The organism is Colwellia demingiae (assembly GCF_007954275.1).
Classification (GTDB): domain Bacteria; phylum Pseudomonadota; class Gammaproteobacteria; order Enterobacterales; family Alteromonadaceae; genus Colwellia; species Colwellia demingiae.
In genome coordinates this window covers 166,259-185,805 of record NZ_VOLT01000005.1, presented here as the reverse complement: position 1 = coordinate 185,805, position 19,547 = coordinate 166,259, and the positions used below count along the sequence as shown (strand labels likewise).

Sequence of the window (19,547 nt, the reverse complement as noted above, 5' to 3'; positions counted from 1 at the left end):
TTTTGATGTTATTGGTGTAATAAAGTTGCGGGTATTCAGTGACGCATTATCTCTTAAAAAGGTGTGATTCACACACTATTTACCGATAAAAATACCTGTTAGTTCGAAGGGACGGTTTATTGCGCTATTACAGGACTAAGCACAACACAATGTTGGTAATGTAAGTGGTCTTCTATCACCCGCTGTTTTTGTATATTAATTAGATAAAAAGTTACCTTGGTATATTTTTTGCGCTATGATGAAATTAATAAGAAAAGCAAAGGATTACTATGCAAAACTCTACTTTTACCTTGTTAAATAATACCCGAGCAACGTCACAGTTGTTCCTCTCCTCTATCTTTATCAATCTTTTATCATTAGCACTGCCTTTTACCATGTTGCAAATCTATGATCGTATCTTACCGAATCAAAGTTTTGGTACCGCCACAGTATTGGTGATTGGCGTTGCTATTGCCATCCTATTAGAGTTGTTTCTTCGCTATGCGCGCAGCTGGTTACTCGCTTCTTCATCAGCAAATTTTGAGTTGAAAACCACGGTGAATGTCGTTAATAAATTATTGGAGGCGGATCATAGTAAATTAGCAAAACTAGGCGCCGGTAATATTCATAATGGTTTAAGCGGTATTGGCGCAATGCGGGAGTTATATTCTGGTCAAGCTGCTGTCGCGTTAATGGACTTCCCGTTTGTGCTCATTTTTCTTGCCCTTGTTGCCTATATAGGCGGCCCGTTAGTTTTTATTCCTTTATTGGTGTGGGTCGTTGTACTTGCCTTTGTTGTTGTTATTGGTAAAAAATTAGCGATAGCCACCAGCGACCTGGCGTTAAGTGACGGACTACGCTCTAAATTACTGTTTAAAGTGCTGTCAGGCTTAACGTCAACAAAAGCTTTAGCATTAGAAGAAACGTTTGCGGGTCAGTATCGAGAAACTAATTATAAACGTATTAAACAGCAAGAACAGGTCGACTGGCTATCTTCAAAGTTACAAGAAATCATTCAAGGCGCTTCTCAAGCGACTACATTATTATTAGTACTTGTTGGTTGTTTATCGGTACTTGATGGCAACTTAACTACAGGGGGATTAGCAGCATGTTCAATTTTAGCGGGCAGGGCAGTTGCACCTTTGAGTGGCATTATAAGTCTCCGATCACGTTTGGTATCTGCTAAAACGTCAATGCAGCAAGTTGATGATTTACTGTCGTTAGCGCCACAATCATTTACGGCAAACAAGATATACCAGCAAAAAATACCGCTAGGACCAGTAAAGTTTGAACAGGTGAATAGTCATCGTGTTGGCGCTTCAATAAAGGATTTGTCTTTTGAGCTTCCGCCAGGACAAATAATGACATTAAGCTCTCAACCCTTAACGCATGCAAGTTTAGTATTAGCTAGCATAGCGCCATTTCAAACCATTGAAAGTGGAGATATCACTATTGATGGTATAAAGGTTTCCGATCATCAATTAAATGAATACCGCCAATCTGTACTCTACGTATTACCCTGGCCAAAACTATTTTCCGGTACCTTATTAGAAAATATGACGATGTTTCAGGCTGAGCTTGAACCACAAGCTACTGACTTAGCTAAGCAATTAGGTTTAACCCAAATGATTGCACAGCTACCTTCAGGTTACGCCACCCAATTGGGTGAACAAAATCTACATATGCTCAACAAAGGGGCAATGAAGCTGATTGGTTTAGTCAGAGCCATAGTGCAAAAACCCTCAATATTATTGCTTGATGAACCAATGATTTCTCTTGATGCCGATGCACAGCTTCGTTTAACAAAATTGTTAACCGCATTAAAAGGAGAAATGACCATTATAATTGCCAGTCATTTTGAAGCATTAATACAAATGAGTGATGTGCATATAAATGTCGAGCCGCAAGATTCTAAGCAAAACAATGCTCAAGATTTGGAACAGAGTCAGCAACTTAACCAGCAACAGAGTAAGAATACAGTAGGAGTATCGGCCCATGGATAAGTCTGCCACTGATTTACAACCACTACTCTGTGCTTTATTTAAAGAGCTTGGTATGTTTTCTCAAGCGAACTATGTGTTGCAAAACCCACAGTTACAAAACCTTGAAGTAGTTAATTTAATTGCGCAACTGAAAAAACATCAAGTCATCTTTTCTGTATTACCCATTACGCAAGCAGCATTAGCTAAAACGAATCTTCCCTTTGTTATATTAAATAATGATGGGCAGTCGAGTTTAGTTAAACGCTCACGTTCTATATATCTCATTCTGGATGAAAAGCAGCAATGGGTTGATTATCAACTTGATGAGAAAAAAGAACATTGCCAAGTTATTGTGATTGATAGCTTGCCTTTAGCTAAGCAAACGTTAAAAGCATTTACCACACAAATGAGTAAGCGTACCAAATGGTATAAACCGGTGTTTTGGTTAAGTTTGCTTTCAAGCCTAACCGGCCTTGCTGTACCGTTATTTACTATGTCGGTTTATGACCGTGTTATTGGCGGGCAAGCACCCGATTTATTACCCAAAATCGCACTGGGTGCTTTTTTAGCGCTTACGGTACTTGTTGCTACGCGCATGGTTCGGGCTAAAGTATTATCGTCGGTGAGTAACCGATTTGCTCGTGATTTATCAGATATGACCTTCACCCGTTTACTTAATTTACCTTTATTGGTGTTATCTCGTGTCGGTGTTTCAAATCACATTGCAAGAATGCGTAATGCAGAAAAGGTACGCAGTTTACTTTCGGGGCCAGGTGGTGCTGGTTTGGTTGATTTACCTTTCACTTTCATTGCCTTTGCGACCATTGCCTTCTTAAGTGGTTGGTTAGTATTAGTACCTATAGTGATGCTGATGATTTATGCGTTAGTTAATAAGCTGATGAATAGTTATGTTCAAGCGGCTTCACCTACGATGAGTGGTCAATATCAGAATTCTTTAAATGAACTTTCGAATAATATTTTACAGCTACAAGCGAGCGGACATACTGCAGGATGGACTAAAGAGTTTTTTAGGCAAACCCGTGAAACATGTCGACAAAACTTTTTGTTTGCGAAACGAAATGGTTTAAATGCGGCAACCGCACATGCCTTAAGTATGCTTACTGCGTTGGCAACTGTTTTTACTGGTATTTTCTTAGTGTTAGAGCAAAGTATTACCGCAGGTGCTTTGATTGCTTGTGTGATGTTAATTTGGCGAATTACAGGGCCGGCTCAACTGGCATTTTCTTCTCGACAAAAATTTACCATGATGGATGGTTCTATTAAGCAGTTTGACCGTTTTATGCAAGCCAGCACTGAAAATTCTGCACTAAGGTTGGCTACATTAGATGAAACTAAGGCCCCAGCAATTAGCTTTAATCATGTCACTTTACGTTATGGCGCTGAATATGAGCCCGCATTATCAGCAATCTCAGCGGATATTGAGGCTGGTGAATGTGTTGCGATTATTGGTCCTAATGGCTGTGGTAAAACATCATTATTATTATCAGCGTTGGGCGTAATAGAGCCGCAGTCTGGTTTTATTACGGTTAATGATAAACATTTAAAACAGTTCGATCCTGAACAATTTAGACGTTTTGCCGCTTTCGTACCGGCAGAATCTGAGCTATTACCTGGAAGCTTAGCGGATAATCTACGCATCGTGAAACCTGATGCTAGCGATGAAGAGTTGATAACCGCCTTAACTAATGCTGGAGGGGAGTCGTTATTTAATGCTTTAGGTAAAAATTTATCTATCGACTTGAGCGGACAAAGTGAACATTTGCTCTCTGCAGTTGAAGCTAATTATATTGGCTTAGCGAGAGCATTGTTAAAAAAATCACCTTATATGCTGTTAGATGAACCACTCGCCAATAGAAATCCATTAGCTAAAATTAAATTTAGTGAAACACTGCAGTCATTAAAAGGGAAAAGTACTGTTTTATTTAGTAGCCATGATCCAGATTTAATTAAATTAGCAGATAAAGTCATCATTTTAGATAAGGGCAATGTCGTTTTTGCTGGACCAATCCCTGAAAACACATCAACAGAAAAGGAATAATTTCATGAGCGACCGTCAATTAAACGCAAACAATTTCCCAGCTCATGAGTTTACAGAAGCGCTTGAAACACCAAGCGAACGAAAGCTGATTAAAAACATTACGTTATTAGTAACTGCCTCTATTGCTTTATTGTTGTTATGGTCAATATTTACCAAAGTAGAAGAAATAGCGAAAGCTAAAGGGCAAGTGGTACCTTTAGGACACCGTCAGGTTATTCAAAGTCAACTGGGCGGCACTATTTCAGCGATGGAAGTAGAAGAAGGCGATGTTGTTAAGGCAGGTGATGTTTTAGCACAGTTTGTTGCTATTAATAGTCAGTCAGCTAAAGAAGAGTTATTAAGTCAGCGAGCCAACTTGGTGATGACTATTGAGCGTTTGGATGCTTTTATTGAAAAGCGCACTGCAGATTTTGGTGAATTTACCACTCAATTTCCTGGCCTTGTTATTCAACAACGCCAAGCTTTATCTGGTATGGATAGCGAACGTGATGCAATTAAAGAGCTTTCTCAAGCGGAGCTAAATAAAAGCCAAGCACAATATAGCGCAGTAGAAAATGAAATCCCTGCATTGAAAGATCAGATTTCAGCATCAGAAAAAACGGTTACTATGTATTCTACACTTGCAAAAACAGGCGGTATTTCCCAAGTTCAAATACTTGAATCACAACAAAAACTCGACTCTTATTTGCGAGAGTTGACGGCCATGCAAGGACAGGAAAAAGTACTGGCTAGTGAATTAATTAATCAGAAAAAACAGTTGCAACAAAAACAAGCGACTATTTTAAAAGAGGTTCAAGCTAACGTTTCAGAAAAGCAGGCTGAGTTACTCATAGTAGAAGCACGACTTAGATCATCAGATTCCGATGTTTTACAAAATACCATTACTTCACCTGTTGATGGCATCATTCAATCTTTACCGAGTAGCTCTGAAGGCAGTGTTATTGCTCCCGGTGGTACGGTTGCCGTAATTGTGCCAACAACAGCAACCGCGTTGCTAGAAGCTAAACTTTCACCGCGTGATATTGGTTTTGTCAATGTAGGTCAAAATGTTCGAATTAAAATTGATGCCTTTGATTACAGTCGCTATGGCGCGTTAGACGGTATAGTGAAGAAAATTTCTCCTACAACAGATGCCGATGAACGTGGTGGTGTTTTCTACAAAGTACAAGTATCCATTGCCAAACCCTATTTTGGCGAATCTCCTGGGCGATTTGATTTAATTCCAGGCATGACAGGTGAAGCGGATATCGTTACCGGTGATAAAACTGTTTTTCAATATTTATGGAAGCCAGTATTTACCAATGTTAGCAGCGCGTTTGGCGAAAGATAATAAGGAATCATGATGAAAAACCAAGATGACAAAAAATTAACCGCTAAGCAAATTGCAGACAAAGCAAAAAATAAAGAGAAAGAGCTTAAAAATCTTGCAGAGCTTGAACGACAAGCGGCGCTGTTAAAAGCAAAAGAATTTAAAGATCAAAAATCGACATCTCATAAGATAAATGAGGATTTAGTTGCTGATAAAGGCGTGGGTTTAGTTGCAGAAAATGGACTCAAAAATGATGAAGAAATTGTTGTAGCAACGACAGGAAGTAATGATGTAGTTGATGATAGCGAAGATGTATTAGGTACCGTAAATCCTGGTGATGAACAAGGCATTGAAAATACAAGTGATGAACTAGTGGTTGGGGGCGTTTCCGTTGAATCAAAAGTTGATGAGAATGGTAGTGAAGTAAACGGTATTAACGAAAATAGTACTGATAACCAAACGCCTCAAGGTCACAGAGTTGGTAAAGGTGGTGGGGTAACATCATCGCCAGAAACTAACTTTAGTCTCACACAAGGTCATGGCGGTGGGATTTTCGCTGCGGGCGAAATAACTGATTTACATGCATCTACCAGTCAAAATAAATCGGGCTCTTCGAACTATTCACAACCCTCCAATCTATCAGAAGGTGATCTCTTAAAGCAAACTACGCCAGACATGATTACAGGTCAAACGCCGACGTTATCGCCAGAGAAAACAGGGCAAGTGCCTGCTAAAGCTGGAGCACTGAAAGCTAATGGCACTGATCATGACGCCGTTATTAGTGGGACAGTACAAGCTTCACTTATTGAAGATAAAGATGTTCGCCAAGGACTATTACATACTGATGGCCAGCTAACCGTAACCGATCCCGATGCTGGTGAAGATCAGTTCACTACAGACTCTTATAATGGTCAATTCGGCACATTATCTATTGACAATAAAGGTCATTGGACCTACTCGGCTGATAATTCACAAAACATTATTCAAGGCTTAACTACGGGTGAGTTGTTACAAGAAACTTTATTTGTACACAGCATTGATGGTACACAACAAAAAGTGACCATTACGATTAACGGTACTGATGATCAAGCCATAATCACTGGCATCTCGACTGCAAGCCTAACCGAAGATAAGAATTTAGCCAGTGGCGGTAATCTTCGCGCAGATGGCCAACTAACCGTAACCGATCTCGACGCAGGTCAGGCGCAATTTACCGCCGATCATCTGCAAGGTCAGTACGGCGAAATGACCATCGATAATAATGGTCATTGGACTTATATCGTCGACAATTCTGGCGCAACGGTTCAAGGCTTAAAAACTGGTGAGCAATTAACTGAAACCTTACTGGTTCACTCCGTCGATGGTACAGAGCAAAATATTACAGTCACGATTAACGGTGTAGATGACAAGGCTGTAATTACGGGGACCTCGACTGCAAGCCTAACCGAAGATAAAGACTTAGCCAGTGGCGGTAATTTACGCGCCGATGGCCAGCTAACCGCAACCGATCCGGATGCAGGGCAAGCGCAATTTACTGCTGATTATTTGCATGGTCAATACGGCGAAATGACTATCGATAATAATGGTCATTGGACTTATATCGTCGATAATTCTGGCGCTATGATTCAGGGCTTAACAACCGGCGATCAGTTAACTGAAACCTTATTGGTGCATTCAGTTGATGGCACCGAGCAGCAAGTGACTGTGACCATTAATGGCGTTGATGATCAAGCCATAATCACTGGCACCTCGACTGCAAGCCTAACCGAAGATAAGAATTTAGCCAGTGGCGGCAATTTACGTGCCGATGGCCAGCTCACCGCAACCGATCCTGATGCAGGGCAAGCGCAATTTACTGCCGATCATCTGCAAGGTCAGTATGGCGAAATGACCATCGATAACAGTGGTCATTGGACTTATATCGTCGATAATGCTGGCGCAACGGTTCAAGGCTTAAAAACCGGTGAACAACTCACTGAAACTTTATTAGTGCATTCCGTTGATGGTACAGAGCAGCAAGTGACTGTGACCATTAACGGTGTAGATGACAAGGCTGTAATTACGGGGACCTCGACTGCAAGCCTAACCGAAGATAAAGACTTAGCCAGTGGCGGTAATTTACGCGCCGATGGTCAGTTAACCGCAACCGATCCTGATGCGGGTCAGGCGCAATTTACTGCCGATCATCTTCAAGGTCAGTATGGAGAAATGACCATCGATAACAGTGGTCATTGGACTTATACCGTCGATAATTCAGGCGCTACGATTCAGGGCTTAACAACCGGCGAGCAGTTAACTGAAACCTTACTGATTCACTCCGTCGATGGCACAGAGCAGAAAGTGACCATCACGATTAACGGTGTGGATGACAAGGCTGTAATAGCAGGCACCTCGACGGCCAGCCTAACCGAAGATAAAGACGTAGCCAGTGGCGGTAATCTTCGCGCAGATGGCCAGCTAACCGCAACCGATCCGGATGCAGGGCAAGCGCAATTTACTGCTGATCATCTGCAAGGTCAGTATGGCGAAATGACTATCGATAACAGTGGTCATTGGACTTATACCGTCGATAATTCAGGCGCTACGATTCAGGGCTTAACAACCGGCGAGCAGTTAACCGAGACATTACTGATTCACTCCGTCGATGGCACAGAGCAGAAAGTGACCATCACGATTAACGGTGTGGATGACAAGGCTGTAATAGCAGGCACCTCGACGGCCAGCCTAACCGAAGATAAAGACTTAGCCAGTGGCGGCAATTTACGTGCTGATGGCCAGTTAACCGTAACCGATCCCGATGCGGGGCAAGCGCAATTTACTGCTGATCATCTGCAAGGTCAGTATGGCGAAATAACTATCGATAACAGTGGTCATTGGACTTATACCGTTGATAACTCTGGCGCAACGGTGCAAGGGTTAAAAACCGGTGAACAACTCACTGAAACGTTGTTAGTACATTCTATTGATGGAATGGAACAAAAAGTGACAGTAACGATTAATGGTACGGACGATAAACCAGTCATTACCACTATTACTGCTTCGACAGCGATTGAGGGTACAACGGCAACAACAGGTACGATTACCTCAACAGATAAAGATTTGGGCGACACATCCACCTTTAGCACCACTGCAACCGTACCAGGGTTTACGCTCAATTCTGACGGCACTTACACCTTTGATACGCTAAACGGTGCGAACAACATCTATGAACATTTAGCTGATGGAGATAGCCAAATAATCACAATCCCCGTCACAGTGACTGATGGTTCAGGGGGGACAGATCAAAAAGATCTAATCATTACCGTCACAGGTACCAATGATAAACCAGTATTAGGTGCAATCAGCGCACAAAGTACCAATGAAGACGGCGCTAAACTCACAGGACAATTGACCTCAACAGATGTCGATGATCATGAAACCGCAACCTATACTTCTCCAACGATTGATGGTTTCGTATTAAACACAGACGGTAGTTATACTTTTGATCCAAGTAACGGTGCTTATCAGCATTTGGCAGCAGGCCAAGATCAGAAGGTAACGATTCCGGTGACTGTCACCGACCAAGACGGTTGTACCGACACCCATAATTTGGTGATCACTGTTCACGGTAGGCAAGATGCATCAATTATCGCTGGTACCGATACAGGTCTTGTTCAGGAAGAATCAACGCTTCAAACTAGCGGGACACTGACTATCTCTGACAAAGATGACGGTCAGGACCACTTTCAAGCAGTCGATATTGTCGCTACTCACGGCTCTCTTCACTTAAAGGCCGATGGCAGCTGGACTTACGATCTAGATAACGCTAATTCAGATGTGCAAGCGCTCGGTACAGGTATTGCAAATACTACCAGTTCACTTACTGATATTATCACGGTAAAAGGTGTTGATGGCGCTGTGCATAATATTACTGTCACCATTAATGGGTCTAATGATGCTCCGATTATCACTACCATTACAGCAGCGACAGCGACAGAAGGTGCGACAGAAACGACAGGTACAATAATGTCAACGGATACAGATACCGGTGATACTTCGACATTTACGACCACAGCAACAGTGGCCGGGTTCACACTAAATAACGATGGCACTTACACCTTCGATACCGTTAATGGCGCCAGCGGGGCTTATGAACATTTAGCTGATGGTGATACACAGAAAATTACTATACCAGTGACAGTGACGGATGGCTCTGGTGGCACAGATCAAAAAGGTTTAGTGATCACAGTTACCGGCACCAATGATAAACCAATATTAAGTGCAATCAGTGCGCAAAGTACGACTGAAGATGGTGTAACGCTAACAGGCAATTTCATTTCAACTGACATTGATGATCATGAAACGGCAACCTATACCGCATCGACTGTTGATGGGTTTACCTTAAATATTGACGGCAGCTACAGTTTCGATCCAAGCCACAACGCTTATCAGTATTTAGCAGCAGGACAAGATCAGACTATAACCATCCCAATTACCGTAACTGATCAAAGCGGCTCGACTGATACAAAAAATATAGTTATTACTGTTCATGGCTCCAATGATGTGACAACACTCTCTGCGCCAGATTTAACTGCAAACGAGGATGGCTCGTCAGTGAAAGGCACTGCCTTGTTTACTGATGTCGATACGACGGATACACACAGTTTCACAGTAACAAGTATGCCTACTGGTGAAGGCGCGGTATCGATCGATTCAAAGACAGGGGAATATACTTTTACGCCAGGTACAGATTTCCAATCTTTAGGTGTAACTGAAACGAAGAATGTGACTTTTAAGATCACCATTGATGATGGCCACGGTGGTACGAATACAGAACAGGTAACGGTCACAGTGACCGGCACTAACGATGCCCCTGTTGTTAGTGCCGCGACAACTATTACTGCAGGCACTGAAGACACAGTAATAACACTCTCATCAGTCCAGTTATTAACGCATGCAAGCGATGTTGATCATAATGATATAGGGCAACTTTCAATTGCTAATTTAACTGCCGATCATGGCTCAATTGCAACGAACACAGATGGCACTTTTACTTTCACACCTGATAAAGATTACAACGGCCAAGTACAATTTACTTATGATGTTAAAGATGCACATGGTGGTATTACACATACTACTTCGACAACCTCTCTAAACGCGATTAATGATAATCCTGACGTAGCACCTATTACCGATAGTCTCACTGAAGACACAGATAAACAACACCAAGTTAATCTACTTGGCAATGCTACTGATGTGGATGGAGACTCACTATCGATTAGCCAAGTCCAAATCACTTTTGAGGGTAAAACAGGTTCATTACCAGCAGGGATCAGCTTTGCTAGCGACGGCCATACACTGATCATTGATAGTCATAATTCAACTTTCCAACACCTCAGTGCGAATCAACACGCCGATATCGTTGTGCACTACATGGTTGATGATAATCATGGTGGACAAAGCGCAGCAGTAGCCACGGTGACTATGGTCGGTAGCAATGACAAAGCAAAATTACAATCTTCCACCATTGATATGACAGAAAGCCAAGCCCTTCATACCTATTACCAATTAGGCAGCATGGTGAGTGGTACACTCAATTTAGTAGACCCTGATACTAACGACCATACTCAGTTTGCCTTCTCTAATGATAACGGCGCTAAGGACTATGGATACTTAACAATTTGGCCTGATGGAAGCTATGAATATGATCTTGATATGGCAAGAAATCACCATGCGAACGATAAAGTCGCTTCACTTAAAGCTGGTGAAACATTAACGGATCAATATCAAGTACAAACTAGCGACGGCCAAACAAAAGTGGTCACGGTTACCATTCATGGCGAGAATGACAATGCTCGAATAGAAGTGGTTATGCCGCAAGCCCTGCCAGCCAGTCAGAATGTTACTGAAGAAAATTTTGTGCCAGCTAGTACAACCCATCTATATGCGGGTGGTCTACTAAAAGTAATAGATCCCGACCACGGAGATGCTCAGCTTCAAGCGGAAAGTATATCTACCGCTCACCATGGAGAGTTTACCATTAGAGCCAGTGGCAACTGGAGCTACAAGATTGATAACTCGATAGATGAAGTTCAACACTTAGGTGCTGGAGAATCTTTCACTGAATCCCATACCGTACACTCTAAAGATGGAAGCGCTAGTCAAGTTTTGACAGTCACTGTTCATGGTACTAATGACGCTCCTGTAGTGTCGGCCGAGGTTCAACTTGCCCCCGGTATTGAAGACACCGACATACAACTAACAACTGCCGAGTTAATCTCGAATGCGACTGATATAGACAACAATGATATTGGTCAGTTAAGTATTGCCAATTTAGTTGCTGATAACGGCACTATCATTGACAATAAAGATGGTACCTTCAGATTTAGCCCCAAGAGTGATTTCAACGGCCAAGTACACTTTACTTATGACGTTAAAGACGGCCATGGCGGATTAACCCATACCGGCGCAACAACCACACTTTCTGCTATTGATGATATTTCGATTACTAGTGGTGATACCTCTGGAACATTAAACGAAGGCAATATTGGAGATACCAACACTGCAACGGGTCACTTAACCATTACTGATGTAGACATTACTGATACGCCAACATTCCCAGATGTCGCTTCAACTACAACTACTTACGGTCATATCGCTATGGTTAATGGCCAATGGACCTACACTGTAGACCAAAGCAAAATTCAAGATTTAGACCCTAATGATATTGATGCCACTAAGCACCAAGTTATCGACCACCACTTGTTTACTGCCAGTGATGGCAGTAAACAAGTGGTGGATATTGTCATCAAAGGCACTAACGATGCACCGATTATTGAATCAGCACACGCCGCACCAGCAGGGTCATCAAGTACCTTAAAAATTGATGATTTTGAAGTGGTCTCAACGCCAACGGGTGCCAATATTGATGTAGCACCAAGTGAGGCAGAAAACGCAGCGCGTTGGGGCAGTGATCAAGTTGAAATTGGTGTCGGCATGAAATTGGTAGGTTTATACAAACCTGGCAGTGCTCGTAACTGGATTCCAACAGGCCATGAAGCAACTATTTCAACAGCGCACAGTGGCGCTGGCGGATTCAGCCGTATTGATAATCATGATTGGTGGGCGCAAAACCATGTACCAGATACGGTTAATACTGGTTCGGGTGGTGCAAGTGGCCATGGAAACGCATGGACAGGTGGCATAGCCATTTTTGAAGCTCCGGATGGTACACAGCATATCGGTATTGTAAATCGAGTATGTACTGGCGGTGGCTCTGAAGTTGATTACCTTTATTTCCATAGCTATAACAACTTACATCCTGGTGCAGCAGTCATTATCGGTCAAGGTATTGCTGGTGAAACTATCACCGTTAAGGATGATCAAGGGCATGCAATAACAACCTCTGTTGTTGATAGCCACGGTAATTGGGAAGTCGCAGCTGCTTCATTAGGTAATGGGCAGCACACGTTACATATTGAAAATGCGGCAGGACAATCATCAGCCGAGCGTATTTATGATATTAGTGGCAATACAGCTAACGACATCACCCCTGCAGGCTTAACAGCCGAGATAAAAGAAGATAGCGCTCATACCGTTATTAATGGAGAGATAAGAACCTCTGATGCTGATCATGGTGATAATCCGGCCTTTGTTACCCAAACGGATCACGCTACCCAATATGGTCAATTTTCTCTTGATGCGTCAGGGAAATACCATTACACCATCGACAATAATAATGCCGATGTTAACCATTTAGGCGTTAATCAAAGCATACAAGAGCATATTACGGTTACCTCCAAAACCGCTGACGGCGAAATAGCTACCAGTGAAGTTGTTATTACCATCAATGGCTCTGTTGATGCACCAACGTTAAGCGCAAGTGCTGCAACCGCACAACAAGGCTCATTAATTGCCTTAAACCTTCAAGCTGCGTTGACAGATACTGGCGGCGATGCTGAAACACTTACCCTTAAAATAAGTGGTTTGCCAGACACCGCTAGCCTTAATCACGGAACCTATGACAGTGTTGCTAAATATTGGGTGCTGCATGGCAGTGATTTAAGCGATTTAAAACTCGATGTGAAAGATCCAAATTTTCATGGTGACTTGCTTTTTAATGTGACAGCAACCGCGACATCAGGCGGTGAGTCTGAATCAACAACACAATCGGTTAGCTTGCATGTCAATGCACCACCAGTTGTTGCAACTGCCATTACTGATACTGAAACTGAAGGCGGAACAGCAGCTACGGTTGATTTACTGCAAGGGGCGACAGATCCTGATAATGCAGCGCTAAGTCTTGCATCGGTTTCTTATGCCGTCGGCACTGGAGTAGCAAGTACTTCGCTACCTGCGGGTATAACGCTGGGCAGTGATGGTCATACCTTAACGATAGATCCAAGCCACGCTACTTTTAATCATTTAGCGGCTGGAACATCAGAAAACATAACGGTTAGCTATGAAATCACCGATGGTGACGGTGGTATTGTTAATCAAACAGCCACGTTAACCGTTACTGGTACTAACGATATTCCTGTTTTTGGTGGTGTTGCTACAGGTTCAGTTATTGACCAAACAAATCTACCAGCTAGTGGGCAGTTAACCATTACAGACCTTGATACAGGTGAGTCGAATTTTCAAGCAGTTACAGGCTTAACAGGTACACACGGTACGCTTAATATAGATTCAAGTGGCAATTGGACTTATAACTTAAACACGGGCGATACAGCAGTAACGGCTTTAGCCAGTTCAGCGTCGCTTACCGATCACGTGACAGTGACAACAGCAGATGGCACCACCAAAGTCGTCGATATAACAATTCAAGGCAGTAATGACGGTCCAACAATTACGACTGTTGCGCTAACTGGCACTGAAGATAAAGACTATACCTTCAGCGCGAGTAATTTTGGATTTACAGATGTTGATACTGGCGATACGTTAGCGCATGTCACCATTACCGATTTACCAGACCCTACAGAGGGGGTATTGTTACTCAATGGGGTAGCCATTACTGCAAATCAAGCAATTGATAATGCGGATATAAATAATCTAACCTTTAAGCCCACAGCTAACTTTAACGGCGATGTGCATTTTAGTTATACCGTTAATGACGGAACCGTTGATAGCGCACCAGCCACCACCACGCTAACTATAGCGAATGTTAACGATGCGCCTACAGTAACCGCGACAGTCATTGATTTAGGCTCCACCAATGAAGATACCGATAAAACCTTTAGCGAAGCTCAAATACTCAAATTAGTGGGTGCCAATGATGTTGATGGCGATAATTTAAGCGTGTCAGCTATTCACTTAGATGCGAAATATGGCACCTTCACCCATCACGGTAGTGACTGGGTTTTTCATGGCAATAGTAATTTAGCGGCCAATGCGATTCCGATGACTATTGATGTCACGGATGGCCATACTACCGCTAATGCCGCTGGTCATATTGATGTGGGTGCCGTTGCCGATGGAGGTAGTATTAGCTTACAAGCATCAGCGATTCCAATGGTTTCCCATAAAACCGCTAGTGTGACCCAAATAGTAGATGATGTGACGACATATGGCATGGCGGAACAGGATTCTATGGTTAGCATTAAACTAAATGAGGTAAAGAATGCAGACCCAGGTGACTTCCATGGTACGCCGGATGCATATCTGCCGGGTTTTCATTTATCACTGGTCGCCAATGGTGATCCTAGTTTCGACTGGAGTAAAATAACCGACATTAAAATTGATGGAAACAGTATTTTTACTGATCCTAATCATTTTGATGTAGCTACTCTGGCTAATTATGGGGACATCGCGTCACTCAACGTTTTTGATCAGCAAACCTATAGAGATATCCTTGAAGGTAAAGATGTTGAATTTGTCGTTGCACCTAATGCGCCTCAAACAATGGATCTTCAGTTTCATATTACAACAGTGAGTCCCTCTATTGATGCCAATCAATTTGCGCAAGAAGTGAATTCTTACACCTCAGCTCAACTAAATTTTTGGATTGACAGAGCGCAAACCATTCCTGGTACTGACATTAAAGTGGCCAGTGTAGATGAAGACACTGTCATTCCTTTGCATTTACAGGCGACACTCACCGACACCGATGGCTCTGAACAGCTCGAGTCAATCACGATTCATGGCTTGCCCGCCGGCGCGAGTTTATCGGTAGGTACGCTCAATGCCGATGGCACATTTACCGTGGCAGGCTCTGACATTGGTAATATTGCGCTCACGCTACCCCAAGATTATTCTGGAAAATTATCACTTACCATAGATGCAACAGTCACCGATAGTGTTGATGGTCATATTGGCGATACAAGCGTCACACACAATACCGTTAATATTGAAGTTACCGCCGTGGCAGAAATCCCCACGTTAAGTGTTGCTGATTTAACCATGGATGAAGATAGCGGCCCTCTGGCGCTTAGTATCGGTCTTGCTATTGATAGCGATGCTAGCGAAACCCAAAGTATCAGTATTTCAGGCATCCCAAGTGGCGCAATATTAAGCGCTGGGCAGTTAGAAATCGATGGCTCTTATACGTTAAGCCCTGCGCAGTTAACAGGACTCACCTTACTGACGGCACAAAATCAATCAACTACCATCAGCTTAAATATTACCGCCACCAATACCGATGGCAGTGATCACAAAGAGACCACCAGCCAGCAAACCATTCATATCAATCCCATTCTAGATATGACCATTTCAGCGGCGACTAGTGAAGTAAATGGTGTGCAAGCGACGCCAATTTCTCTTGGTGTACTGATTGGCAATACAACAGATACCCACGAAGCGATTACCCAGTCCAGAGTAACATTACCCTCAGGCTGGTCTATTGTCGGGGTAACGGTTGACGGTGGCATAGGTGTACCCGCAAACACCTATCAGATACCTAATAATCAACTAGCAACGGCTCAAATATTAGCGCCCGCCGGCTATACGGGGTCTCAAGACATCGTTTTACATGAAACGATAACTGAATCAGGACAAAACTTTTCATTAACAGTGCCTATAAAAGTCACAGTCGCCTTTGCCCCAGAAGTTATCAGTGGTAAGGATGACTCTACGGGAGATGAAGATAGTGGCCAACAGGGTGACCTTATCGTATCAGGTGGTGACACCACTAATGGCATGTTTACCGCTAGCACTATCAGCGGAAATTACGGGAAATTGGCGATAACAACCGATGGCCACTGGACCTATACCCCAGACAGCCGCGCTGATATTTTAACTGATGGCAGCAAAGCCGATGAAAAAACCTTTACCGTAAGCACTGCAGATGGTCAAGATCACAATATCAATATTCACCTAACAGGTAAAAATGACGCGGCAGTTATTGGATTATCAACAACGGATCAACAGCGAGAAATAACTGAGCAAGGCACCGGGACAAATGAGAATGAAAGTGTGCAGGGAAAACTCACAATTACCGACCCTGACAATATTCCTGAATTTACTTCTGAAACTGTGCATGGCACCTATGGTGATCTGATCATTGCAAAGGATGGCAACTGGGCATATAGCCTTGATAATGACAGTTTAGTGACTCAACACCTTACTGATGGTCAAAAAGTAGATGATTTATTAACGGTCACAGCAAAAGACGGCACTACCTTTGATATTCCTATTCATATTACAGGTACAAACGATAAGCCATTTATCAGTGGCGATTTAACCGCATTACGCTATGACCTACCAGACTGGGCACTTGATCAAACTCAAATGACACAGGGTACTACTCAGCGCTCAGGTCACATTGATTTAGGTGATTATGAAGACGGCAGTGCGGTACAAATTAAAGTAGATGGCAGTTTATTAGATTTCAGCCATGGTGCTGTTACGCTTCAGGGAGATCTTGGTAGTTTAACGATAAAACCAAATGGTGATTGGGATTTCTCAATTATGGGCGGAACTAATTCGAATGATGCTGAATCATTAGCTGCGGGTGAGTTATCGCATACTTTATTTAATTTTGAGTTAATCGATACTTCAGGAGCTACAGATACTGGCCACTTCGATTTTACAATTTGTGGTACCAACCAATCCCCAGTAATTGATGCAAGCTCAACATTAAGAGGGACAGTTATTGAAGATGGGCAAACCAATTTAGTCTCTGGAAATATAGATATTTCAGATCTTGATAAATCGGATACTCAGTCATTGAGTATTGATACCCATAATCAACCACAACACGGTAGAGTCACCTTTGAGCAAGGGAAGTGGGTTTATCATTTAGATAACAACGATACCTACCTAAACACACTCAACACAGGTCAACAAGGTACTGATACCTTTACCGTCATCGTCACTGATAATCATGGTGGCAGTGTCAGTCATGAAGTTAATATCGTTATTAATGGGGCTGATGAAAATAGCATTCCAACGGTGAGTGCAAATACGGTAAATATAGATGAGGACTCCGTGCATAGCTTTACACTTAGCGAGTTTGGATATAATGATGTTGATGGTGACCCTTTAGTTCATATCAACATTACTCAAATACCCACTGATGGTATTTTAACGCTAAATGGCAAGTCAATAACAGCAAATCAGCAGATTGATAAAGCAGATATTGTCGCAGGGCATTTAATTTTTACGCCCACTCACGATGAAAATGGTAGTCAGTATGCGCATCTAGAATTCAGCGCAAATGATGGCCATAGTGATTCAGCGAGTGCAACTATGACCTTAAATGTTAATGCTATTAATGATGCGCCGACGGTTGGTCAAATCCAAATGACCATTGACGAAGATACCTCACAGAACCTTAGTAAATCCGACTTTTCGTTTAAAGATATTGACGGTGATTCGCTGGATCATATTACCATTACCCAAGTTGCCCACGGGCAACTTCACCTTAATGGCCATATTATTAATATTGGCGATACAGTTAAAGGTACTGATGTCGATAGCTTAATATTTACCCCTTCAGCAAACTACAATACAGTAGGAAAGAATGATTTAGCAGTTATTCACTTTACGGCTAATGATGGTCATGTTGATTCGGGACCTGGCTCGGTTTATTTTAATATTGCAGAGACTGATGATCCGGCAATCTTTAAAGGGCAATCTAGTGGCGCAGTAACAGAAGATAACTTAACTAGCACTTCGGGTACTTTAACCGTTAATGATCCCGATGGAACTCCAGGTTTTATCGCTGAACAAAGTGGCGTTGGTATCGTAGGCAGTAAAGGCTACGGTCATGCACATATCGATAGCAATGGTCATTGGACCTATGATTTATACAATAACCATCTGAAGGTACAACAATTAGCAGAAGGACAGACAGAAACAGAAACTATTACGGTACATTCGGCAGATGGAACAAGCCATGACATCACCATGACTATCATAGGCACTAATGATATCCCAGCCGTTCATAGCCATAATCAAAGTGGTGTGGATCCTATTTATACTGTTTTAGAGGATAAAGGACTAAGCCCTGCGACTGCTATTATTATTGATGATGTTGACGCCACGGATACCCACACCTTCAATCTTGATTCAAGCCATGGTGCCAGCTATGGAAATGTCGTCCTAGCCGGTAATGTTTGGGTTTATACACTAAACGATAAGAATTCTGATGTTGATAAATTAAATGACGGTGAAGAGCTAAAGGATCATTTTACAGTAATCGTTGATGATGGAAATGGCGGTGTTATTTCTAAAGAATTCGAGATGATAATAAATGGGCATACTGATGGTCAACCCTCTGCGAGTCCAGCCCCACCATCGGACAACGATGAACCGGAGAAACCAGTAGACATTGACGCTTTTACGGTACAAATAGATGCTGATTCTGTTTATCAGGTAGACGATAAAATACCTGCAGATGATGAAGGAAGTATTGTTGACTTCACATTGCCGTTATTACCAGACGCAGGACAGATCGCAGATACTGTACACACGGTTAATCCAGTAGATCATTACCTGAACATGCTTGGTATTAATAAAGCCGATAGTCAGGCACAGGATGTTCAAACGGATGATAGCCATGTGTTGTCTGCATTCGATAATGCGCCAATGGGAGACGATGCTGATCCCTTGTTAGATGATGGTAGTGCGGTTGACCCGTTTGAAAGTCCATTAGATGATGACAAGCAAGATCAAGATTTATCAGCAATACCAGATCTTTCAGATGAACCGCAACTGGATGATCCTTTAATCAATAACGATGATGACAGTTTGCATCAGGCATTAAACGATATGCATTCTCAATTTTAACTAAAATAATAAA

4 protein-coding genes are annotated in these 19,547 nt (G+C 42.5%); all 4 read left to right on the top strand.

Annotated features, from left to right (window positions below; all coding sequences use genetic code 11):
- Positions 1-269: 269 nt before the first annotated feature.
- The 4 genes from ESZ36_RS11370 to ESZ36_RS11355 are packed head-to-tail and all read left to right on the top strand — an operon-like array spanning position 270 to position 19,534.
- Positions 270-1,982: an ABC transporter transmembrane domain-containing protein gene (locus ESZ36_RS11370; protein ID WP_146787806.1), complete on the top strand. Its 1,713-nt coding sequence runs from the start codon at positions 270-272 to the stop codon at positions 1,980-1,982.
- Positions 1,975-4,020 carry a peptidase domain-containing ABC transporter gene (locus tag ESZ36_RS11365; protein ID WP_146787804.1) on the top strand — a complete coding sequence of 682 codons (2,046 nt, stop codon included), beginning with the start codon at positions 1,975-1,977 and terminating at the stop codon, positions 4,018-4,020. The genes ESZ36_RS11370 and ESZ36_RS11365 overlap by 8 nt, the downstream gene beginning before the upstream one ends.
- 4 nt (positions 4,021-4,024) lie before the next feature.
- A complete protein-coding gene (locus ESZ36_RS11360; RefSeq protein ID WP_146787801.1) occupies positions 4,025-5,350 on the top strand; it encodes an HlyD family type I secretion periplasmic adaptor subunit in 1,326 nt (441 codons plus the stop codon).
- A 9-nt stretch (positions 5,351-5,359) separates the two neighbouring features.
- Positions 5,360-19,534 carry a VCBS domain-containing protein gene (locus ESZ36_RS11355; RefSeq protein ID WP_146787799.1) on the top strand — a complete coding sequence of 4,725 codons (14,175 nt, stop codon included), beginning with the start codon at positions 5,360-5,362 and terminating at the stop codon, positions 19,532-19,534.
- Positions 19,535-19,547: the final 13 nt, after the last annotated feature.

Coding starts and splice junctions, on each gene's coding strand:
- ESZ36_RS11370 (WP_146787806.1), top strand. CDS start 270: ATGCAAAACTCTACTTTTACCTTGTTAAATAATACCCGAGCAACGTCA.
- ESZ36_RS11365 (WP_146787804.1), top strand. CDS start 1,975: ATGGATAAGTCTGCCACTGATTTACAACCACTACTCTGTGCTTTATTT.
- ESZ36_RS11360 (WP_146787801.1), top strand. CDS start 4,025: ATGAGCGACCGTCAATTAAACGCAAACAATTTCCCAGCTCATGAGTTT.
- ESZ36_RS11355 (WP_146787799.1), top strand. CDS start 5,360: ATGATGAAAAACCAAGATGACAAAAAATTAACCGCTAAGCAAATTGCA.